Here is a 20925-nt window from a genome sequence, read left to right on the forward strand (position 1 = left end):
CGCTACTTGCGCAGCGGCACGTCTTTTAGCAGCAACGACAGCATAAAGGCGAACACGACAACGCCCGCAGAAATAATGTAGACGGAGTGGAGCGCCGAACCAAACGCCTGAAGATAATCATCGCGCAGCGCTACGGGCAGTTCGTGAATCGCATTTGCACTGAGCTGTTGCGGCAACTGAACGCCAGCCGGTATCAGCACGGCAAGTTTATTTTGCAACACGTTAGTGAAAATCGCCCCAAACGCCGCAACGCCAATTGAACCGCCAATCTGGCGGAACAGCGTCGCGCTTGAGGTCGCCACGCCAATCAGCTTTTGTTCCACGCTGTTTTGCACCGCCAGCACCAGCACCTGCATTACCATGCCGAGTCCAAAACCCAGCAGCGCGATATAGAAATAGAGAATGTGTATCGGGGTGTCGATTTTTAACGTGCCCAGCAGCGCCATCGCGATAAACGTCAGCAGCGTCCCCATTATCGGGAAGATGCGGTAACGTCCAATTTTGCTGATTATCCGCCCGCTGATAATCGACGTAAGCATCAGCCCGCCCATCAATGGCAGCAACTGTATCCCCGCTTCCGTCGGCGTTGAGGATTTCACAACCTGCAGGTAAAGCGGCAGGAACGTCATCGAGCCAAACAATGACATCCCGATAATAAAACCGATCAGGCAGCTTAGCAGGAAGGTGCGGTCGCGGAACAATCCCAGCGGAATAATGGGCTCGATGGCCAGACGTTCTTCATAAATAAAGCCGCCGAGGGTGACGACAAAGAAAGCGAAAATGCACCACAACTGCGGATCGGACCAGGCCATCACCGTGCCGCCCTGGCTTGTGAAGAGAATCAGACAGGTTAGCGAGATGGCGAGATACCCCGCCCCCAAAAAGTCGATCTGGTGGCGGATTCGCGCCGTTTGCGGTTTAAGCACCGCGCCAATCACCAGCAGAGCAAAAATCCCCAGCGGCAGGTTGATGTAAAATATCCAGCGCCAGGAAAAGTGTTCCACCAGGAAGCCGCCAATAAGCGGGCCAATCACCGTCGCCAGGCCGAATACGCCACCAAACAATCCCTGATATTTTCCGCGCTCCGCCGGTGGGATAACGTCACCTACCGCAGCCATCGTCACTACCATCAAACCGCCGCCGCCCAGCCCCTGTAAAGCACGCATCAAAATGAGCTGCGTCATATTCTGCGCCAGGCCGCAAAGTACGGAGCCGAGTAAAAACAGAACGATCGCCGTTTGCAGCACGATTTTACGGCCGAGAAGATCGCCGAATTTCCCGTACAACGGCACGACGATAGTGGAAGCCAGCAGATAGGCGGTCACCACCCAGGAGAGTTTTTCCAGCCCGCCAAGTTCCCCGACGATGGTGGGCAAGGCGGTGGACACGATGGTTTGATCGAGCGCGGCCAGCAGCATCACCAGCATAAGCGCGGAAAACAGCAGGCGAACCGAGGTCGTCTGCGTTGAAGATTCAGTCTGCGAAGTCGATGATATTGTCATAGGGTCATTGTTTTCATTAGCTAGGAAATTAATACAGCAGAAATATTTTCATCTGGTCAAGGATTGTGGCCTGGAAGCCTTGATAAAGCTGTCGCAAAACTCTGAAACTTAACTTTTCGAACGGTAAAGACATTGTGGTTTCTTTTCAAATCTTCATCCGCATTATTGCTAATCAGACCCATTGCTACTCTTCGAGATTCACTCTGTCGCCGCGCGTTGTCGGCTCTGAGATCACCAGAAATTCAGTCTCATTCAGCGAGTCGTTTCTGGCCTGATGTTTTGTCTGTGGCGGAATGGAAATGCCTTCTCCGGCACACACCAGGTAACGCTCTCCTTCCAGCTCCATCGTGAGCTCACCGGAGAGGACAAAAAAGAACTGTTGAGCCACGCAATGGTAGTGACGCCGCTCCATTTTTCCGCCAGGCATTCTTTCATGAATGATGCTCAGCGCCTGCTCTTTCAGCAGATGCCAGCCGTCGCAATCTTCACCCCATTTGTAGTGTTCCGCATTTTGCTTTGAAACAATCATATTTTGCCTTGTTATATGCGTTAATTTGACGTTGGTCAGGATGTAAACTTTCCCGGTTAACATTCCAGCGGAAAAGCGGGGGGGTTTCACATAATGCATTAATTAATAGCGTAATTATTACTATAAACGCTTTTCGCAAACCGGCTTAAATAATGACCACCGTCACATTTTGGCGACACTTGTTTTCCCTCAGGATTAAGGGGTACATTAGCGTCGGCTGGTGGATTATTCGGCCCTCGAATGCAATGTGAAACGGCTTTTTTGGGTATAAAGCTAATCCCAAAATGCGCAATTGGCGGTTTCACTTTTCTATACTGCCTTATCTGGCGATCTAAGTGCGTTAATACGCGCGGAGCAATGTGAAGTGAAATATTTTCTGATGGGTATCTCGGTCATTCTGATGTTGTGGGTCGGTACTTTTGTGATGATGGTTGAATAACATCCCGCACGGCAGATGATAAAAAAACAGGAGCCATAGGCTCCTGTTTTCGTTTTACTCGCTCACATCAGCAGCAGATTTAGCGCTGGTCGGCAGCAACCCATCAGCACGGAACATCGCCTTTATGCCCCGCACTGCCTGGCGGATACGATCGCGGTTTTCAATCAGCGCGAAACGTACGTGCGTATCGCCATAGTCGCCAAAGCCCACGCCCGGCGAGACGCACACTTTTGCATCCTGCAGCAGCTTTTTGGCAAATTCCAGCGAGCCCATCGCCGCATACTGTTCCGGAATTTTCGCCCAGACATACATTGACGCTTTCGGGCATTCCACCATCCAGCCCGCTTCGTGCAGGCCTTTTACCAGCACGTCACGGCGGCGTTTATACTGCTCGGCAATATCGCGCACGCATTGCTGATCCCCTTCCAGCGCGGCGATGGCCGCCACCTGCAGCGGAGTGAAGGTGCCGTAATCGTGATAACTTTTGATACGCGCAAGCGCGCTTACCAGCTCCCGGTTTCCCACCATAAAGCCAATGCGCCAGCCCGCCATATTGTAACTTTTCGACAGGGTGAAGAACTCAACCGCCACGTCGCGTGCGCCCGGCACCTGCATAATCGACGGGGCTTTCCAGCCGTCGTAAACGATATCGGCATAGGCCAGATCGTGTATCACCAGCACGTCGTAACGTTTCGCCAGGGCCACCACTTTCTCAAAGAATTCCAGCTCTACACACTGCGCCGTTGGGTTAGACGGGAAACCGAGGATCATCATTTTCGGTTTTGGATAACTTTCACGAATAGCGCGCTCCAGCTCGTTGAAGAAATCCACGCCTTCAACCAGCGGCACGGAACGCACCTGCGCACCGGCAATAACCGCCCCGTAGATATGAATCGGGTAGCTTGGATTGGGCACCAGCACGGTATCGCCATGATCGAGCGTGGCCAGCATCAGGTGGGCCAGCCCCTCTTTGGAGCCAATGGTGACAATCGCTTCGCTTTCGGGATCGATATCCACTTCGTAACGATCTTTGTACCAGTGCGAAATAGCACGGCGTAAACGAGGAATACCTCGCGAGGTGGAGTAGCCGTGCGTGTCGTCACGCTGCGCCACCGTACAAAGCTTTTCCACAATGTGCGGCGGAGTTGGGCCATCAGGGTTACCCATACTGAAATCAATAATATCTTCGCCGCGACGACGTGCAGCCATTTTCAGCTCGGCGGTGATATTAAACACATACGGAGGGAGACGATCGATACGCGAAAAACGGCGTGCAGGACTGGTGTCAGCCATAAATACCTCAGATTACGTAAGCGCCCGGACCGTCCGAGCGACGCTGCCACGTTGTTGTGGCCTGTCTTGAAAATAACCTGAATAAAAATCGTCTGTCGAGAGGGTAAGCAAAATATTTTTCGCCTCATCAAAACATGAACTTTCATTTGAAAGAAATCCCTGTTTCATTTCGGGATGGAAGCCTATATTAACCAGGCAGTAACAAACCAATAACTCTGACCTTACAACGAAGTGGAGTCCTCGCATGAACCTGCATATTGATGATTTGCCACAAGCTATTCGCGAGATAAAACAGCAACTGCGCCGGGAACTGCCTGATTACAGGGAAGTGTTCGCCGAGCTGGAAAATGATATGAAGCGCCAGATCGAAGCGATTCAAGCTGAGACTGCGCGTGGTGAAAACCCCGTCCCGCAGATCCATGCAGACGACATTATTCACAACCGCGTCAGCGAGCAGCAAAAAGCGCTAATCCGCCAGCGTGGATGCTGCACCGTGAAAGGCGTTTTTCCGCAATCGCAGGCCCGCGCCTGGAACGAAGAGATCGGCGATTATCTCGACAGAAATGATTTTGTCGAAAAGCTAAAAAACGCCGCAGAAGATAACTATTTCGGCACGCTTGCCGCCAGTAAACCGCAGATTTACGGTATTTACTGGTCTAAGCCGCAGGTTGAAGCCCGCCAGCACGAACGAATGAAAGCGGTTCAGGTATTTCTCAATAATCTTTGGGAAACCCGCAGCGCTGGCAAGCAGCATTTTGATGCCGATCGCGTTGTCAGCTATGCCGACCGTACTCGCCGCCGTCCGCCTCGCTCAACGTCTCTGGGCCTTTCTCCTCACGTGGATGGCGGCTCGGTAGAACGCTGGCTGGATGAGAATTTTCGTCACGTTTATCGCCATGTCTTTTCCGGCCAATGGCAGCGCTACAACCCTTTTGCTGCAGAAGGCCGCACGGAAGTGCGCGAATTTCCTTCCCCGGCGGTTTGCTCCATGTTCCGTACCTTTCAGGGCTGGACGGCGCTTAGCCCGCAGCGTAAGCATGGCGGCACGCTGAACCTGCTGCCGATTGCCAACGCCATGGCTTATATTCTGTTGCGGGCGCTACAGGATGATGTGCCGGAAGAGTCGCTTTGCGAGGCCAAACCAGGGCGAGCGCTTTCCATTAACGAACGGTGGCATCCCCTTTTATTAACCGGGATTTCCTCAATTCCCGATATGGAGGCGGGCGATACGGTGTTCTGGCACTGCGATGTGATTCACTCCGTGGAAAACGAGCATCTTGGCGAGTTCGACAGCAACGTAATGTATATCGCAGCCGCCCCGTGGTGCGAGAAGAACGCGGCTTATCTTGAACGCCAGTGGCCTGCGTTTGTGGAAGGCAAGTCTCCGCCGGATTTTGCGGCCGATGATTTTGAAGTGGATTTTGTCGGGCGCGCCACGCCGGAAGATTTGACCGCCGCAGGGCTGGAGCAACTGGGAGGTAAGTAAGCTGAGATGCCGAATAGATAAGCGGCAGCGCCACCCACCGCTATTCGCGGCAGGTGGCGCTTTACTTACCCGCCCTGCAAAATCCCGTCGGCCGCTTTTCTGGCAACCCCACCAGAATTTCCTTATCATTACCCCTCTCCCCTCAGGCATGCGAGTAACCCGTGCACGAAATTTTTAATATGCTGCTGGCGGTTTTCGACCGGGCGGCGTTGATGCTTATTTGTCTTTTCTTTCTGATCCGCATCCGCCTGTTCCGCGAACTGCTGCACAAAAATGCCCATACGCCCAAAGAACTGCTGGCCGTTACCGCCATTTTTTCAATGTTTGCCCTTTTCAGCACCTGGTCTGGCGTTCACGTTGAAGGTTCGCTGGTTAACGTGCGAATTATCGCAGTGATGGCCGGGGGTATTTTGTTTGGCCCCTGGGTGGGAATTATTACCGGTCTGATTGCCGGAACGCATCGTTATTTGATTGATATTGGCGGCATTACCGCCGTCCCCTGTTTTATCACCAGCACTGCCGCTGGTTTTATTTCCGGCTGGATCAGCCGAAAAATCCCTAAAGAGCAGCACTGGCGAGTGGGCATCATGGCCGGCATGCTGTGCGAAACGATGACGATGATTCTGGTGGTGCTGTGGGCGCCGTCCATTGCGCTGGGCTGGGATATCGTGTCGAAAATCGGCATTCCGATGATCCTCGGTACGGTATCTATCGGCTTTATCGTATTGCTGGTACAAAGCGTTGAGGGCGAGAAGGAGGCGAGCGCTGCGCGACAGGCAAAACTTGCGCTGGATATCGCCAACAAAACCCTGCCCCTGTTTCGTAACGTAAACAGCGAATCTTTGCGTCAGGTCTGCGATATTATTCGTCAGGATATCAATGCCGATGCGGTCGCCATTACCAACATCGACAAAGTGCTGGCCTACGTTGGCGTCGGCGAAAAAAATTATAAGCAGAACGATGTCGGCATCAGCCCGCGAACCCAGCAGGCGCTGCGCGACGGCAAAATCATTATTCGTAATGACGATGAGGCATATCGCACACCGGAAATTCACTCGCTGATAATCATTCCGCTGTGGGAAAAAGGCGTGGTGACCGGCACGCTGAAAATCTACTATCGCCACGCGCACCAGATCACTTCGACGCTTCAGGAAATGGCGGTCGGGCTGTCGCAGATTATTTCAACGCAGCTTGAAGTATCCCGCGCCGAGCAACTGCGTGAAATGGCTAACAAAGCCGAGCTTCGCGCCCTGCAAAGCAAAATTAACCCGCACTTTTTATTTAACGCGCTAAACGCTATTTCGTCGTCGATTCGTCTGAATCCGGACACCGCCCGCCAGTTGATATTCAATTTGTCGCGCTATTTACGCTACAACATTGAGCTAAATGACGACGAGCAGATCGACATCAAAAAAGAGCTCTATCAGATTAAAGATTATATCGCCATTGAGCAGGCCCGCTTTGGCGACAAGCTGACGGTGATTTATCACATTGATGAGGACGTGAACTGCCTGATCCCAAGTCTGCTTATCCAGCCGCTGGTAGAGAACGCGATTGTACACGGCATTCAGCCCTGCAAAGGCAAAGGCGTCGTTACCATAAGCGTGGAAGAAAGCGGCAACCGGGTGCGCATTGCGGTCAGGGATACCGGGAACGGCATCGATCCGCAGGTGATTGAGCGCGTTGAGGCCAACGAAATGCCGGGCAATAAAATTGGCCTGCTGAATGTGCATCACCGGGTGAAATTACTCTACGGAGAAGGTTTGCATATTCGTCGCCTGGAGCCGGGTACTGAGATTGCGTTTTACGTGCCTCACGCGGTAACTGCCGTACCGCCGGGTCTGCTGCCGCTGGAAGGAGAAAAAGCATGAAGGTCATCATTGTAGAAGATGAGGTGCTGGCCCAGCAGGAGCTGAACTGGCTGATTAAAGAACATTCGCAGATGGACATTGTCGCCACTTTTGATGACGGTATGGACGTGCTGAAGTATCTACAGCATCACGAAGTCGACGCTATTTTTCTGGATATCAATATCCCTTCCCTTGATGGCGTGCTGCTGGCGCAAAATATCAGCAAGTTCGTCCATAAGCCGTTTATCGTGTTTATTACCGCCTGGAAAGAACACGCGGTTGAGGCATTTGAGCTGGAAGCCTTCGACTACATTCTAAAACCTTACCAGGAATCGCGCATTATCGGCATGCTGCAAAAGCTGGAAGCCGCCTGGCAGCAGCAGACCGCGCCCCACGCAACCGGCCAGAGCAGCCGCGAAAACGTGACCATTAATCTGGTGAAAGATGAGCGCATCATAGTGACGGATATCAACGATATTTATTACGCCGAAGCGCATGAAAAAATGACTTTTGTGTACACGCGGCGCGAAGCTTACGTAATGCCGATGAACATTACGGAATTTTGCAGCCGCCTGCCGGAAAACCATTTTTTTCGCTGCCACCGCTCGTACTGCGTGAATCTGAGTAAGATCCGCGAAATAGAACCGTGGTTTAACAATACCTATATTTTACGCCTGCGGGATCTGGATTTTCAGGTGCCGGTTAGCCGCAGCAAAGTAAAAGAGTTTCGTCAACTGATGCGTCTGTAGGAAGGAAGAACGGGCGCGGGGCTCCGCGCCCGAAGATTCAGATAATTTGCCCCAGCGTCTGACGCAAATGCGCGCCTGCGCCCAGCAACCCGGGCTGGTCGTGAGTAATCAGGTAAACCGGAATGTCTTTGACGTAGTCTTTGAAACGCCCCTTGTCTTCGAAGCCGCCGCGAAAACCAGAGGCTTTAAAGAATTCCAGGAAGCGCGGCACGATACCGCCTGCGATATAAACGCCGCCAAAGCAGCCGAGCGTCAACGCCAGGTTGCCGCCAAAGCGCCCCATAATGACGCAAAACAGCGAAAGCGCGCGACGGCAGTCGGTGCAACTGTCTTCCAATGCCCGTTCAGTGATATCTTTTGGCTCGTAGCGTTCCGGCTCACGGCCGTCTGATTTGACAATCGCACGGTACAAATTGACCAGGCCCGGCCCTGAAAGCACGCGCTCTGCCGAAACGTGGCCGATTTCACCGCGCAGCTCTTCAAGGATGATGCCCTCTTCTTCGCTGTTTGGCGCAAAATCAACGTGACCGCCCTCGCCCGGCAGGCTCACCCAGCGTTTATCGACGTGGACAAGATGCGCGACGCCAAGCCCTGTTCCCGCGCCGTAAACGGCGATTGGTTTGCCCGCTACCGGTTCTTCGCCGCCGAATTTGATCAGGTGTTCCTTTTTAATCATCGGAATGGCCATGGAGACGGCGGTAAAATCGTTGATGATTTCCAGATGTTCGAAAGCGAGATTTTTTTTCATCTCGCTAATAGAGAATTGCCAGGTATGGTTGGTCATCGCCACCCAGTCGCCGGTTATCGGGCATGCGATAGCGATACACCCATCCGTCACGACTGCATTGTGCTCTTTGAGATAATGCACCACCACCGCTTCCAGGCTCGGGAAATCGAGGCCGGAATAGGTTTTTGCCTGCGTGATATCACCATTTTCAACGTTACACAGTGCCAGACGCGCGTTGGTGCCGCCAACATCTCCCACCAAAGCATATTTTGTCATTCTTCAACTGCTCCGCTAAAGTCAATAAGTCCTGGCACCACTGTAAAAAAAGCCCACCAAAACAACAACGCCCCAGGCATAAATGTCAGGGAATAATAGAGCTATATCACAGAATGGCTTGACCGTTTCAGCTTCTTTTGCCGCACAGGGTCAACGGTTCTCTGGCAGGCTATAAAAAGTGACGAGCTTTGCGCTTAAAAATTCAGATTAAGGAACTCTCATGCTCCATCCGCGAGCCAGAACCATGCTGGTTCTTTCTCTGCCAGCATTAGTCATCGGCGTCTTTTCAAGTCTGGTATTGATTGTGGTGATGAAAATCGCCTCAGTTTTGCAAAATTATCTGTGGGTCTATCTTCCTACTCGTTTTGGCCTGGATTTGAACTCTCCGGTCTGGATACTGCTGATGCTCACGCTTACGGGTATCGCGGTGGGGCTGGTGATTCGCTATATGCCAGGCCACGCGGGGCCCGATCCGGCAACGGAGCCGTTAATTGGCGCGCCTGTTTCGGTAATGGCGCTGCCAGGCCTGATCCTTGCTCTGATTATTGGCCTCGCGGGCGGCGTCAGTTTGGGTCCTGAACATCCTGTTATGGCGGTGAATATCGCGCTGGCCGTGGCCATTGGCGCGCGCCTGTTCCCTCGCGTGGGCGCACTGGACTGGACGATACTTGCCGCAGCCGGAACAATCGGCGCGCTGTTTGGCACGCCCGTTGCGGCCGCGCTGATTTTCTCGCAAACCCTGGGCGGCAATAATGACGTGCCGATGTGGGATAGATTATTCGCGCCGCTTATGGCCGCCGCCGCAGGCGCCCTGACGACCGACCTGTTCTTCCATCCTGATTTCTCACTGCCGGTGGCGCAGTATCCTGAATTACGTCTGGTGGATATTTTCAGCGGAGCGGTTGTTACGGCTATCGCAATCGCGCTTGGCATGGTCGCCGTGTGGTGCCTTCCGCGCGCGCACCGCCTGATGCACAAGCTCAAACACCCGGTGCTTATTCTTGGCGTCGGTGGATTCGTGCTTGGCCTGCTGGGCATTATTGGCGGGGAAGTAACGCTGTTTAAAGGGCTGGATGAGATGCGCCATCTCGCCCTTTCACAGGACAATACGGTCGCCGCTTTGCTGATGTTCGCGGTGGTGAAACTCGCAGCGATGGTGGTTGCCTCCGCCAGTGGATTCCGCGGCGGCCGAATTTTTCCGGTGGTCTTTGTGGGCGTTGCGCTGGGAATGATGCTGCATCAACACGTTGAAGCCGTTCCGGCAGCCATCACGCTGTCGTGCGCCATTCTTGGCATGGTGCTGGTGGTAACGCGTGACGGCTGGCTGAGCCTGTTTATGGCGATGGCCGTGGTGCCGGATATCAAGCTGCTGCCGCTGCTGTGCATCGTCATGCTGCCGGCCTGGCTGCTGCTGGCAGGCAAGCCGGTGATGATGGTCGATAAAACCCAGCGTTAGTTTTCGCCGGAATTGCGTCTCGCGAGTGAAGAGGTCACCGCCTGGAGCAGTTCTGGAATATCCTGCTTAGGCAGAACGACTTCGATAAGCGTGAGGCGTTCTGCTTTTGCCGCTTTGCGCATCACCTCTTCGAGTTGCACCGTTTCCGTCACCCGCCAGCACTGCGCCTGGCAATGCAGATGCATCGCCTGCGGCAATTGCGTCCAGTTCCAGGGAGCAATGTCGTTATAACGCTGCTCCGCGCCGTGAATCGCTCTTTCCACGGTGTAGCCCTCGTTATTGAGCAGGAGAATTATCGGATTTTGTCCATCGCGCTGCATCGATCCCAGTTCCTGAATGGTTAGCTGAGCGGAACCGTCGCCGATAAGCAGCACCACACGGCGATGAGGACAGGCGGTTTGCGCGCCAAAAGCCGCAGGCAGCGTGTAGCCAATCGATCCCCATAGCGGCTGGGCGATAAAAGTCGTGCCTGCGGGCAGCGTAAGCGTTGCCGCGCCGAACGCCGCGGTGCCCTGATCCGCCAACACAATGTCGCCAGGCTGCAGGAAGTTCTGCACAACCTGCCAGAGCGCATGCTGATCTAATATTCCGCTTTCGCAGGCCGGCAACGCCGGCGGTTTTTGATGGGGCACAGGCCTGTGAGAAACCTGACGTTTACAAAGCTGGTGCAGCACTTCAACGGCCTGCGACATCGGCAGGCCGCTAAACCAACGGTCGCCGATCCGCGCGGCCTCAGGCTGAATGTCTATCGTTTGCCGGGTCGTGAGTTTCTGGGTAAATCCCGCGGTAATGGTATCGGTAAATTTCACGCCGACGCAAACAACCAGCTCGGCGCCTTCAATAGCCGTTTTAATCCCCTCTTCGCTCGCCGCGCCGCTGTAGGTGCCGATAAATCCCTGCTGTCCTTCGTCGAATAAGCCTTTTCCCATCAGTAACGTCGCATGCGGGAGCGGCGTGTCATCCATCCATTGCTGGAGCGCCTTTTGCTGCGCGTAACGCAGCGCCAGAAAATCAGCCAGCAAGGCTACGCTACGGCTTTCAGAAAGCTTTTCCTGCGCCGCTTTGCGAAACTCATCCAGCACGGCGGTTTCGGCGGACTGGACATGCAACGCTAAAGAGTGAGCAGGCTTTGTCGCAGGAGCCTGAGCAACGTCGCTCGGCAAGAGCAGATACCCGGGACGGCTTTTGCTGAGTGATTCCCGCAGCACACGATCTATTTCATAGCAGGCATTCTCTGGGGTAAGCGCGGCCTGCGAGACCGTGACCTCTTTTGCCATGCGCGCAAAATGCTGGAAATCCCCGTCGCCCAGCGTGTGGTGCATCAGTTCGCCCCGAAGCTGGGCCGCCAGACAAGGCGCGCCGACGACGTGGATAACCGGCAGATATTCGGCGTAGCTTCCAGCAATCCCATTTATTGCGCTGAGTTCGCCCACGCCAAACGTTGTCAGCAAAGCGGCTGCGCCGTTACAGCGGGCGTACCCGTCTGCGGCGTAAGCGGCGTTGAGTTCATTGGCGCATCCAACCCAGCCAAGCTGCGGATGCGCAATGACGTTATCCAAAAACTGTAAGTTGTAATCGCCCGGCACACCAAAGAGGTGAGCAATCCCACATTCGTTTAAGCGGTCAAGGAGATAGTCCGCAACACAATAGCGCATAGCATGTTCCTTCCAGGAGGGCCTGCTGTGAGTATTGAAGATCTGCGATCGGTGTCGAGGTTCTGCCTCGATTAAGTGCTGGAAAGAATGTTTTACAGACAAACGAGGTGTAGTCTGATGGTCACGCGCGCTGTGTAAACGTATACACTAAATCTGGAATTCACTGACAAGGGTAATAAAATGGTCCATCAGGCAAATCCTTCCCGTTATGAATCAATGGAGTACCGCCGTTGTGGGCGCAGCGGGCTGAAGCTTCCCGCCGTCTCGCTTGGGCTGTGGCACAATTTTGGTGATACCACCTTAGTAGACAACAGCCGCCAGTTGCTGCGCCGCGCGTTCGATGTGGGAATTACCCATCTGGATTTGGCTAATAATTACGGCCCGCCTCCTGGCTCTGCGGAAGAGAACTTTGGGCGAATTCTGCGTGAAGACTTTTTGCCGTACCGCGACGAGCTGATTATCTCGTCTAAAGCTGGCTACACCATGTGGGACGGCCCCTATGGCGACTGGGGCTCGCGTAAATATCTGATAGCAAGTCTCGATCAGAGCCTGAAACGCATGGGCTTAGAATATGTTGATATCTTCTATCATCACCGTCCGGACCCTGAAACTCCGCTTGAGGAGACTATGCGTGCCCTGGATCACGTGGTTCGCCAGGGCAAAGCGCTATATGTCGGGCTGTCTAATTATCCTGCGGAACTTGCGCGGCAGGCGATTGATATCCTTAACGATCTCGGCACGCCTTGCCTGATTCACCAGCCAAAATATTCCATGTTTGAACGCGGGCCTGAAGACGGTCTGCTGGACGTATTGCAGGAAAAAGGCGTTGGCAGCATCGCATTTTCGCCGCTGGCGGGCGGGCAGCTTACCGACCGTTATCTCAACGGTATTCCTGCGGATTCTCGCGCCGCAAGCGGCAGCCGCTTCCTCAATCCAGATCAGCTAACGGAAGAGAAACTGGCGAAGGTGCGCAAGCTTAACGCCATTGCCGAACGCCGTGGGCAGAAGCTGTCGCAAATGGCGCTGGCCTGGGTTCTTCGTAATGATAAAGTGACGTCGGTGCTGATTGGCGCAAGCAAAATTAGCCAGATTGACGATGCTGTGGGCATGCTGGCAAATCGTCATTTCAGCGCGGCTGAGCAGGCGGAAATAGAAGCTGTATTAATGTAACCGCTTACCCTGAACGGTTATTTTGTCAGCATAATTAGCAAAAAATGCTCTCTGGGGCGATTTAAGAGTTGTGGCGATGAAACACTTGTTTACCACCGCTTAATATTGCGTTAACAGGCCGCCACGCGGCTACCCGGTGTTAAGGAGAGAGTATGTTCAGGTCACTGATTCTTGCGATTGCATTACTGGCGTCTGTCCCGCTGGTCGCGAATGCGGGCGAAATCACCCTGTTGCCGTCGGTGAAATTAAACATTGGCGATCAGGATTATCGCGGTAACTACTGGGACGGACGCGGCTGGCGCGACCGTGGCTACTGGCATCGAAACTATGAATGGCGTGACCGGGGCTGGCATCGCCATCGCGGCTGGGACAGAGGACGCGGCAGCTATGAAAAAGGCTATCGCGCAGGCTGGAACGACCGTGACGATCATCGTGGACGCGGCCGTGGTCATGGGCACGGACATCACCATTAAGCAAACTTTCGACCTCTCCCGCCCGGGAGAGGTTTTTTAAAGCCCTAACGCAGTTCCGATAATCAACCACAAATTCAGCGCCACCACCAACACCACAATCGCCCATCCAGTTTGTTTTACCAGCCTGGTATTCACCAGCTCGCCCATCAGCTTTTTATCGCTGGTAAAAATCAGCAGCGGAACCAGCGCCAGCGCAATACCAAAGCTGAGCAATACCTGGCTCATCACCAGAATGCGCGTTGGGTCAAGGCCCATCAGGATCACGATAAAAGACGGCGCCATAGTAATTGAACGGCGCACCCAGAGCGGAATATAGAAGCGGACGAAGCCCTGCATCACCACCTGCCCCGCCAGCGTACCCACAACGGTTGATGACAGCCCAGCCGCCACCAGACTCAACCCAAATATCGTTGCCGCCGCGTGGCTGAGCAAAGGTTCGAGCGTTAAATAGGCCTGGTCTAAATCGGCAACGCCGGTATGTCCTGAGAAGTGGAACGCCGCCGCGGCGGTTGCCATCATCGCCAGGTTCACAAATCCTGCAATGGTCATGGCGATAGCCACATCCCATTTAGTCGCGGAATAGCGCTCTGCCCGATTGCCGTCGTGCATATTCTGAGTCAGAGATGAATGCAGATAGATAACATGCGGCATGATGGTCGCGCCAAGCACCCCGGCTGCGAGGAAAACAGCTTCGCTGGTTGGCAGGCTTGGGATCAGCATTCCTTTACCCAACTCTGCAAAATCCGGCTGCGAGAAGATCAGTTCGACAATGTAGGCTGCGGCCACGAACAGCAAGAGCCCGCCAATCACTTTTTCCAGCGGTTTTTGACCGCGACGTTGCAGCATCAGGATCAGGAAAGTGGCTATGCCGGTTAGCACCGCGCCTTGCAGGAGGGAAACGCCCAGAATCAGCTTAAAGCCGATAGCCGCGCCGATGAACTCGGCGAGATCCGTTGCCATCGCAATGATTTCCGCCTGTATCCAGTACAGCCAGACGACAGGCCGGGGATAATGATCGCGAATTTGCTCGGCAAGGTTTTTTCCCGTAGCGATCCCCAGTTTGGCGGAAAGCACCTGAATCATCATCGCCATCAGGTTCGCCCATACCACAACCCACAGCAGCTTGTAGCCGAAGCTTGCTCCCGCCTGGATATTCGTGGCGAAGTTACCGGGATCGATATAGCCAATGGCTGCGATAAACGCCGGTCCCATTAGCGCCAGTCGCAGCTTTCGCGCAGTTTTCCCACTGCTATTGTCAACACGACTGTTCGTCATTATTTGCCTCTGAGATATAGCCTTTGCTATGTTTCATGCTACCAAAATGAGAATGATTATCAAGATCATTTGTAAAGCTTATCTGGATTTCTCTGATAGATGAAAACGATGGCGGGAAGGCGGATTCTTGCATACTCGTTAACGAAACGGGTAACAGCAACCGGGTATGTTATGGATTGTGTGCGCTGACGCAACTTTTAGCTTCTTTACTTAACATAGCAGAAATGTATGGTTGATCACTAATTTTGCTATCCGTCACATGTCATCACGATAGTGTGCGATTGCTCTCGTTTTCTTATTGCTTGTTTCATAGAATGTGCAACGAAATTAAACCTGCCTCATATTTGGAGCAAATATGTCCCGCGTTCTGCACTTTGTTTTAGCGCTTGCAGTAGTTGCACTGCTTGCTTTGCTGGTTAGTCCTAACCGCAAGCAAATTCGTATTCGCTTTGTGATTCAATTATTAGTGATTGAGATGTTGCTTGCCTGGTTCTTCCTGAACTCTGAGATTGGCCTCGGCTTTGTGCGCGGCTTCTCTGAAATGTTCGAAAAACTGCTGGCATTCGCTAATGAAGGGACAAACTTTGTATTCGGTAAGATGAATGACGAAGGACTCGCCTTCTTCTTCCTGAAAGTTCTCTGCCCTATCGTCTTTATCTCTGCGCTGATCGGGATTTTGCAGCACATTCGCGTGTTGCCTGTTGTAATCCGCTTTATCGGTACGCTTCTGTCTAAAGTGAACGGTATGGGTAAACTGGAATCCTTTAACGCCGTAAGCTCGCTGATTCTGGGACAGTCAGAAAACTTCATCGCTTATAAGGATATCCTCGGCAAGATGTCTCGCAACCGCATGTACACCATGTCGGCAACCGCGATGTCTACCGTGTCCATGTCTATTGTCGGCGCGTACATGACGATGCTTGATCCTAAGTATGTCGTGGCGGCGCTGGTACTGAACATGTTCAGCACCTTTATCGTTCTGTCGCTGATTAACCCGTACCGCGTTGATGAAAGCGAAGAAAATCTGCAAATGTCTAACCTGCACGAAGGACAAAGCTTCTTCGAAATGCTGGGCGAATACATTCTGGCGGGCTTTAAAGTGGCGATTATCGTTGCTGCGATGCTGATTGGCTTCATCGCGCTGATTTCTGCGCTGAACGCCCTGTTTGCCGCGGTATTCGGCATCTCCTTCCAGGGCATTCTGGGTTACATCTTCTACCCGGTTGCATGGGTAATGGGCGTGCCTGCGCATGAGGCGCTGCAGGTTGGCAGTATTATGGCAACCAAGCTGGTTTCTAACGAATTCGTAGCGATGATGGACCTGCAGAAACTTGCTGGCAGCATGTCTCCACGCGCTGAAGGCATCCTGTCCGTATTCCTGGTCTCCTTCGCTAACTTCTCTTCTATCGGGATTATCGCCGGTGCGATTAAAGGCCTGAACGAAGAGCAGGGCAACGTGGTTTCACGCTTTGGCCTGAAGCTGGTTTACGGTTCTACGCTTGTGAGCATCCTGTCTGCGTCTATCGCAGCGCTGTTCCTGTAACCCGCTTTCTCTTATAACCGGGGCTTTTGCTCCGGTTTTTTTATGCCTGCGTTTGCCTCGCCATCCATCCGAACCAGATTTCATCCGATAAAACGCAAAAACCCCCGCCAACAGGCGAGGGTTTTATATTTTGGTGGAGCTAAGCGGGATCGAACCGCTGACCTCTTGCATGCCATGCAAGCGCTCTCCCAGCTGAGCTATAGCCCCACGATAGGTTTTTGGTTCTACGATGCAAATCTTGCTGGAGAAGATTTGGTGGAGCTAAGCGGGATCGAACCGCTGACCTCTTGCATGCCATGCAAGCGCTCTCCCAGCTGAGCTATAGCCCCAAACCGTAGAAACCTTGTCGTGTTGACGGGCGGCATCATATGAAACCCGCCACAGAGTGTCAACGGCAAATTCTTCTTCCGCGATCAATCGCCGAAAAAGCAAACAACTCATGAAGATCCTGATTGCATCTCGTCCCGCTGTAGTTAATCCTGTCACAGTTTCGTGTAAAACGATCGCATAAAATGAACCCCTAATAACTTCTTCTCTATGTAAGGAAACCACCGTGCTCAAGGAACGAATGACACCTGAAGAATTGGCGACGCTCACAGGATACAGTCGGCAAACCATCAATAAGTGGGTGCGTAAAGAGAACTGGGCAACGACGAAAAAACTCGGTGTTCAGGGCGGTAAAGCCAGGTTAATTCATATTGATGAACGCGTTCAGGAATTCATTCACAACGCGAAGCGAGCCGCTGATAAACCAGCTACTTATTCCGCTAACGGTTCTACGCTTGAAGGTTTACTGCTCCATTCCCTGAAACAGATGTCGGAAGCTGAACAGCAAAAAATGTCGGCGCTGATTTTACGTGAAGGTATTGCAGGCGTGCTGAAACGTCTGGGTATCCGCGATAGCGAATAAAAAAACCGGCGACAATGCGCCGGTTTTGTATCGAACTCTGATTGCTTACTGGCTTTCGCGTTCAGCGATAAAACCCAATGCTTTATTGATTCTTGCCACAGAACGCTGTTTGCCAATCGCGTGAACCGTAACGTCAAGCGCAGGCGATTGTCCGGCGCCAGTTACCGCTACGCGTAATGGCATGCCTACTTTACCCATTCCAACTTCCAGCTCGTCCGCCGTTGCCTGAATAACCTGGTGCACATTTTCTGCGGTCCAGTCGTTCAATGCTTCAAGCTTATCGCGCACCACTTCCAGCGGCTGGCGAGCAACCGGGCGCAAATGCTTCTTCGCAGCGTCCGCATCGAATTCGCTGAAATCTTCATAGAAGTAGCGGCAGGTTTCCGCCATCTCTTTAAGCGTTTTGCAACGTTCGCCCAGCAGTTTCACAAGCTCTGCCAGTTGCGGCCCGTTGCGGGTATCAATATTCTGCTGCTCGATATGCCACTGTAGCTGCGTCGCAACGTATTCTGGCGGCAGGTGGTTAATATAGTGGTGATTGAGCCACTGCAGCTTTTCCGTGTTGAACGCGCTTGCGGATTTGCTGACGCTGGTAAGATCGAACAGCTTAATCATCTCTTCACGGGTGAAGATTTCCTGATCGCCATGTGCCCAGCCCAGACGTACCAGGTAATTCAGCAGCGCTTCCGGCAGATAACCATCATCGCGGTACTGCATGACGCTTACCGCACCGTGACGTTTAGATAATTTTTTGCCGTCATCGCCGTTGATCATCGATACGTGCGCATAAACCGGCACTGGCGCATTCAGCGCTTTGAGGATGTTGATCTGGCGCGGAGTGTTGTTGATATGGTCTTCACCGCGAATCACATGGGTGATTTCCATATCCCAGTCGTCCACCACTACGCAGAAGTTATAGGTCGGGGAACCGTCGGTACGACGAATAATCAGATCGTCCAGCTCCTGGTTGCTAAACTCAATCGGGCCACGGATTTGGTCGTCAAAAATGACAGAACCTTCCTGCGGGTTGGCAAAGCGAACAACGCATGGCTCATCGGCTGCGTGATGTTCATGCCCGTGGCGGCAGCGGCCGTCGTAACGCGGCTTCTCGCCCTTCTCCATTTGCTCTTCGCGCAACGCGTCAAGACGTTCTTTGGAGCAGTAGCATCTATAGGCTGTACCCGCTTCCAGCATTTCATCAATGACGTTGTTATAACGGTCAAAGCGTTTGGTCTGGTAGTACGGGCCTTCATCCCACTCAAGGCTTAGCCAGTTCATGCCGTCCATAATAGCTTCGATGGCTTCCGGGGTTGAGCGTTCGAGATCGGTATCTTCAATACGCAGCACGAACTCGCCGCCGTGGTTACGAGCAAACAGCCAGGAATAAAGAGCAGTACGAGCGCCACCTACGTGCAGATAGCCCGTTGGGCTTGGCGCAAAGCGAGTTTTGATTTTCATTGAACGGCCTTAATTACGCAAAAGTACCGGGAAATCGGTAAATGCCAGGGAAGAAATAGTGGGCAACATTCTACCACTGTGGGCTGATTCCTCAATGTTGATGCTTTTAGTTCGCCGCAAACGGCTTATTCTGATGGGAAATCAAGCGCCAATGAACAAATCGCGATCGCTTTGACTAATTTTAAGACGAACAAACAAAATCTTTAGAAAAGGCGTTGACTCATTTTCAACTCTCCCTATAATGCGACTCCACACAGCGGGGGTGATTAGCTCAGTTGGTAGAGCACCTCCTTTACACGGAGGGGGTCGGCGGTTCGAGCCCGTCATCACCCACCATTCATTAGTGAGTGAGCCCGCAGTGTGATAAGAGAATTTAGCGTTGGGTGATTAGCTCAGTTGGTAGAGCACCTCCTTTACACGGAGGGGGTCGGCGGTTCGAGCCCGTCATCACCCACCATCTCTTAATGTATTTAGCAGTACCGAAGTTTGGGTGATTAGCTCAGTTGGTAGAGCACCTCCTTTACACGGAGGGGGTCGGCGGTTCGAGCCCGTCATCACCCACCATTCGGGTCGTTAGCTCAGTTGGTAGAGCAGTTGACTTTTAATCAATTGGTCGCAGGTTCGAATCCTGCACGACCCACCAATGTAGAAAGGCGCCCTAAAGGCGCCTTTTTGCTATCTCCCATTTGCCATCCCCTCGTCCCCACCAATAAAGGTAGCGATACAAACCTAACCTTTATCCGAAGCGTGCCGATAACATCTTAATCATTCCTGGCAAGGAGTTATTATGACCACTATCAACAGCACTGCTCTGCAGGGCGGCGCTATATCCACCAGCACCACGAGCAGTTCTGCCAGCAGTTCAGGCAATAGCGTTGCTTCGCAAATCAGCCGCATCACGCAACAAATCACCAAACTGACTCAGCAGCTCAAGGACGTTGCCAACGGCAGCTCGTCCGCTGACGAAAAGCAAAAACAACAAGAACTGATTCAGGAACAAATCAGCATGTTGCAGGCTCAGTTGGCCCAGCTACAGCATCAGCAGGCTGAAGAGGCGCAGCTTAAACAAGATCAAAAACAGGTAAAAGCCGAAGGCGTCAATTATCCTTCGGACGATCATCAAATTGATATCCTTATCTAACGGTTATCCGTTGGGTCGCTAAACAGGGCGTCGCCCCGACGGGCCGCAGTTAAGTGCTGCGCCTGCTGGCGTATGACCTGCCAGATAGCTTCCGCAGCAAGAGAAAGCGATCGGTTTTTCCGGCGCACCAGCATCAGTTGCCGCTCGACTACCGGTGTCAGACGTTTAACGACTAAAGGCCGGCCTTCAGGCAGCGGCAAAGCTAGCGCCGGCAATACGCTGATGCCGATTCCCGCCTCTACCATTGGATAGAGCGTGGCCGGATGACCTATTTGCTGAACGATATTCGCGTCAATCCCAAGTCTTGCCAGCGCATCGTCAATTAAAGGGCGGCTTCCTGATGCATAATCCTGGAGTACAAGCCTCGCTCCCTGCAGCGACTGCCATGGCACATAGCCCATCTCCGCTAACGGATGGTCGCTGCGACACAAAAGCAAAAAGGGCTCAGAAAGCACAACTTCGCAGTCCAAATCGCCCGCCTGAATCGGATCAATTACGATGCCAAAATCCACTTCGCCCTGGCGTATGCTTTGTAGCACCCATTGTTGCGGCCGGTCATGAAGGACAAAACGAATGGCCGGATTCTCAAGAGCCGCGGCAGCAATAGACTGCGGCATCAGATGTGCGGAGATAGTCTGGCTGGCCGCCACACGCACCGTCCCGCTTAGTTGCAGGCCTACGCTTCGTACATCCAGCAACGTGGAATTTAATTCCTCCAGCAGCCGTTCAAGACGGCCCGCAAGCTGCAAACCGGCCCCGGTCAGCACAACTTCACGGGTGGTGCGATCAAGCAGCTTCACCCCGATTTCATTTTCAAGCTCTTTCACGCTGTGGCTTACTGCGGACTGGCTCAGGCCAATCTGCTCTCCCGCCCGGCTGAAGCTTCCGGCCTGGGCTACCGCAACAAAAGTTCTTAATTGACGCAGCGAATAATTCATTTGTTTTATTCATTAATGTATTCAATAAATCAATTTTATTTCTTAAATCAGAAAA

The 20925-nt window shown here is 52.9% G+C and carries 19 protein-coding genes and 6 tRNA genes; 14 read left to right on the forward strand and 11 right to left on the reverse strand.

The genetic code is table 11. The annotated features are described in order from the left end of the window. Positions 1-2: 2 nt before the first annotated feature. Positions 3-1502, reverse strand: coding sequence for an MDR family MFS transporter (locus MUA00_RS06130; RefSeq protein ID WP_271122361.1), 1500 nt, complete (start codon positions 1500-1502; stop codon positions 3-5). 184 nt (positions 1503-1686) lie between these two features. Beyond that, positions 1687-2031: a cupin domain-containing protein gene (locus MUA00_RS06135; protein WP_271122360.1), complete on the reverse strand. Its 345-nt coding sequence runs from the start codon at positions 2029-2031 to the stop codon at positions 1687-1689. Positions 2032-2410: 379 nt separating this feature from the next. Here MUA00_RS06135 and MUA00_RS21285 point away from each other — a divergent pair, with 379 nt between their 5' ends. Next, positions 2411-2470: a membrane protein YpdK gene (locus tag MUA00_RS21285; RefSeq protein WP_408639689.1), complete on the forward strand. Its 60-nt coding sequence runs from the start codon at positions 2411-2413 to the stop codon at positions 2468-2470. A 54-nt stretch (positions 2471-2524) separates the two neighbouring features. On the opposite strand, the gene alaC is transcribed toward MUA00_RS21285, so the two are convergent. Then, positions 2525-3763 (reverse strand): alanine transaminase, encoded by a 1239-nt coding sequence (gene alaC / locus MUA00_RS06140; RefSeq protein WP_271122359.1) that lies wholly within the window; start codon positions 3761-3763, stop codon positions 2525-2527. Between the two features lie 244 nt (positions 3764-4007). Between alaC and MUA00_RS06145 the strand changes: the two genes are divergently transcribed. The 3 genes from MUA00_RS06145 to MUA00_RS06155 all read left to right on the forward strand — a co-directional run bounded on the left by MUA00_RS06145 (position 4008) and on the right by MUA00_RS06155 (position 7848). Further along, positions 4008-5249: a DUF1479 domain-containing protein gene (locus tag MUA00_RS06145; protein WP_271122358.1), complete on the forward strand. Its 1242-nt coding sequence runs from the start codon at positions 4008-4010 to the stop codon at positions 5247-5249. Between the two features lie 161 nt (positions 5250-5410). Beyond that, positions 5411-7120: a sensor histidine kinase gene (locus MUA00_RS06150; protein ID WP_271122357.1), complete on the forward strand. Its 1710-nt coding sequence runs from the start codon at positions 5411-5413 to the stop codon at positions 7118-7120. After that, positions 7117-7848 carry a LytR/AlgR family response regulator transcription factor gene (locus tag MUA00_RS06155; RefSeq protein ID WP_271122356.1) on the forward strand — a complete coding sequence of 244 codons (732 nt, stop codon included), beginning with the start codon at positions 7117-7119 and terminating at the stop codon, positions 7846-7848. Before MUA00_RS06150 ends, MUA00_RS06155 begins: the two co-directional genes overlap by 4 nt. A 37-nt stretch (positions 7849-7885) precedes the next feature. Here MUA00_RS06155 and glk read toward each other — a convergent pair whose 3' ends face one another. Next, on the reverse strand, positions 7886-8851 hold the full coding sequence (gene glk, locus MUA00_RS06160; protein ID WP_271122355.1) for a glucokinase: 966 nt from the start codon (positions 8849-8851) through the stop codon (positions 7886-7888). Positions 8852-9071: 220 nt separating this feature from the next. Between glk and MUA00_RS06165 the strand changes: the two genes are divergently transcribed. Then, a complete protein-coding gene (locus MUA00_RS06165) occupies positions 9072-10307 on the forward strand; it encodes an ion channel protein (RefSeq protein ID WP_271122354.1) in 1236 nt (411 codons plus the stop codon). On the opposite strand, the gene MUA00_RS06170 is transcribed toward MUA00_RS06165, so the two are convergent. After that, positions 10304-11962 (reverse strand): alpha-keto acid decarboxylase family protein, encoded by a 1659-nt coding sequence (locus MUA00_RS06170; protein ID WP_271122353.1) that lies wholly within the window; start codon positions 11960-11962, stop codon positions 10304-10306. The genes MUA00_RS06165 and MUA00_RS06170 overlap by 4 nt on opposite strands. A gap of 180 nt (positions 11963-12142) precedes the next feature. On the opposite strand from MUA00_RS06170, the gene mgrA reads away from it, so the two are divergent. After that, positions 12143-13132 (forward strand): L-glyceraldehyde 3-phosphate reductase, encoded by a 990-nt coding sequence (gene mgrA / locus MUA00_RS06175; RefSeq protein ID WP_271122352.1) that lies wholly within the window; start codon positions 12143-12145, stop codon positions 13130-13132. A gap of 152 nt (positions 13133-13284) precedes the next feature. Further along, complete coding sequence (locus MUA00_RS06180) at positions 13285-13605, forward strand: DUF2502 domain-containing protein (RefSeq protein WP_271122351.1); 321 nt, start codon at positions 13285-13287, stop codon at positions 13603-13605. A gap of 36 nt (positions 13606-13641) precedes the next feature. Here MUA00_RS06180 and MUA00_RS06185 read toward each other — a convergent pair whose 3' ends face one another. Both MUA00_RS06185 and MUA00_RS21395 read right to left on the reverse strand, forming a co-directional pair. After that, on the reverse strand, positions 13642-14880 hold the full coding sequence (locus MUA00_RS06185) for an Nramp family divalent metal transporter (RefSeq protein WP_271122350.1): 1239 nt from the start codon (positions 14878-14880) through the stop codon (positions 13642-13644). Then, the gene (locus MUA00_RS21395) at positions 14861-15013 is read right to left on the reverse strand and encodes a hypothetical protein (RefSeq protein ID WP_438941021.1); all 153 of its coding nucleotides are present in this window, start codon (positions 15011-15013) and stop codon (positions 14861-14863) included. The genes MUA00_RS06185 and MUA00_RS21395 overlap by 20 nt, the downstream gene beginning before the upstream one ends. Positions 15014-15235: 222 nt before the next feature. Here MUA00_RS21395 and MUA00_RS06190 point away from each other — a divergent pair, with 222 nt between their 5' ends. After that, positions 15236-16423, forward strand: coding sequence for a NupC/NupG family nucleoside CNT transporter (locus MUA00_RS06190; protein WP_271122349.1), 1188 nt, complete (start codon positions 15236-15238; stop codon positions 16421-16423). 131 nt (positions 16424-16554) lie between these two features. On the opposite strand, the gene MUA00_RS06195 is transcribed toward MUA00_RS06190, so the two are convergent. After that, a tRNA-Ala gene (locus tag MUA00_RS06195) sits at positions 16555-16630 on the reverse strand. A 46-nt stretch (positions 16631-16676) separates the two neighbouring features. Then, a tRNA-Ala gene (locus MUA00_RS06200) sits at positions 16677-16752 on the reverse strand. 224 nt (positions 16753-16976) lie between these two features. On the opposite strand from MUA00_RS06200, the gene MUA00_RS06205 reads away from it, so the two are divergent. Further along, on the forward strand, positions 16977-17333 hold the full coding sequence (locus tag MUA00_RS06205; protein ID WP_271122348.1) for a YfeC-like transcriptional regulator: 357 nt from the start codon (positions 16977-16979) through the stop codon (positions 17331-17333). 45 nt (positions 17334-17378) lie between these two features. Here MUA00_RS06205 and gltX read toward each other — a convergent pair whose 3' ends face one another. Then, positions 17379-18791 carry a glutamate--tRNA ligase gene (gltX, locus tag MUA00_RS06210; RefSeq protein WP_271122347.1) on the reverse strand — a complete coding sequence of 471 codons (1413 nt, stop codon included), beginning with the start codon at positions 18789-18791 and terminating at the stop codon, positions 17379-17381. Between the two features lie 260 nt (positions 18792-19051). Here gltX and MUA00_RS06215 point away from each other — a divergent pair. The 5 genes from MUA00_RS06215 to MUA00_RS06235 all read left to right on the forward strand — a co-directional run bounded on the left by MUA00_RS06215 (position 19052) and on the right by MUA00_RS06235 (position 19932). Continuing rightward, a tRNA-Val gene (locus tag MUA00_RS06215) sits at positions 19052-19127 on the forward strand. 45 nt (positions 19128-19172) lie between these two features. After that, a tRNA-Val gene (locus MUA00_RS06220) sits at positions 19173-19248 on the forward strand. A 31-nt stretch (positions 19249-19279) separates the two neighbouring features. After that, positions 19280-19355, forward strand: a tRNA-Val gene (locus tag MUA00_RS06225). Positions 19356-19358: 3 nt separating this feature from the next. Then, positions 19359-19434 (forward strand) — tRNA-Lys (locus MUA00_RS06230). 144 nt (positions 19435-19578) lie between these two features. Further along, positions 19579-19932, forward strand: a complete 354-nt coding sequence (locus MUA00_RS06235; RefSeq protein ID WP_271122346.1) for a FlxA-like family protein — start codon at positions 19579-19581, stop codon at positions 19930-19932. Here MUA00_RS06235 and MUA00_RS06240 read toward each other — a convergent pair. Beyond that, positions 19929-20870 carry a LysR family transcriptional regulator gene (locus MUA00_RS06240; protein WP_271122345.1) on the reverse strand — a complete coding sequence of 314 codons (942 nt, stop codon included), beginning with the start codon at positions 20868-20870 and terminating at the stop codon, positions 19929-19931. The two genes, MUA00_RS06235 and MUA00_RS06240, sit on opposite strands and share 4 nt — an antisense overlap. Positions 20871-20925 lie beyond the last annotated feature (55 nt).

Source organism: Dryocola boscaweniae (genome assembly GCF_025215095.1).
Classification (GTDB): domain Bacteria; phylum Pseudomonadota; class Gammaproteobacteria; order Enterobacterales; family Enterobacteriaceae; genus Dryocola; species Dryocola boscaweniae.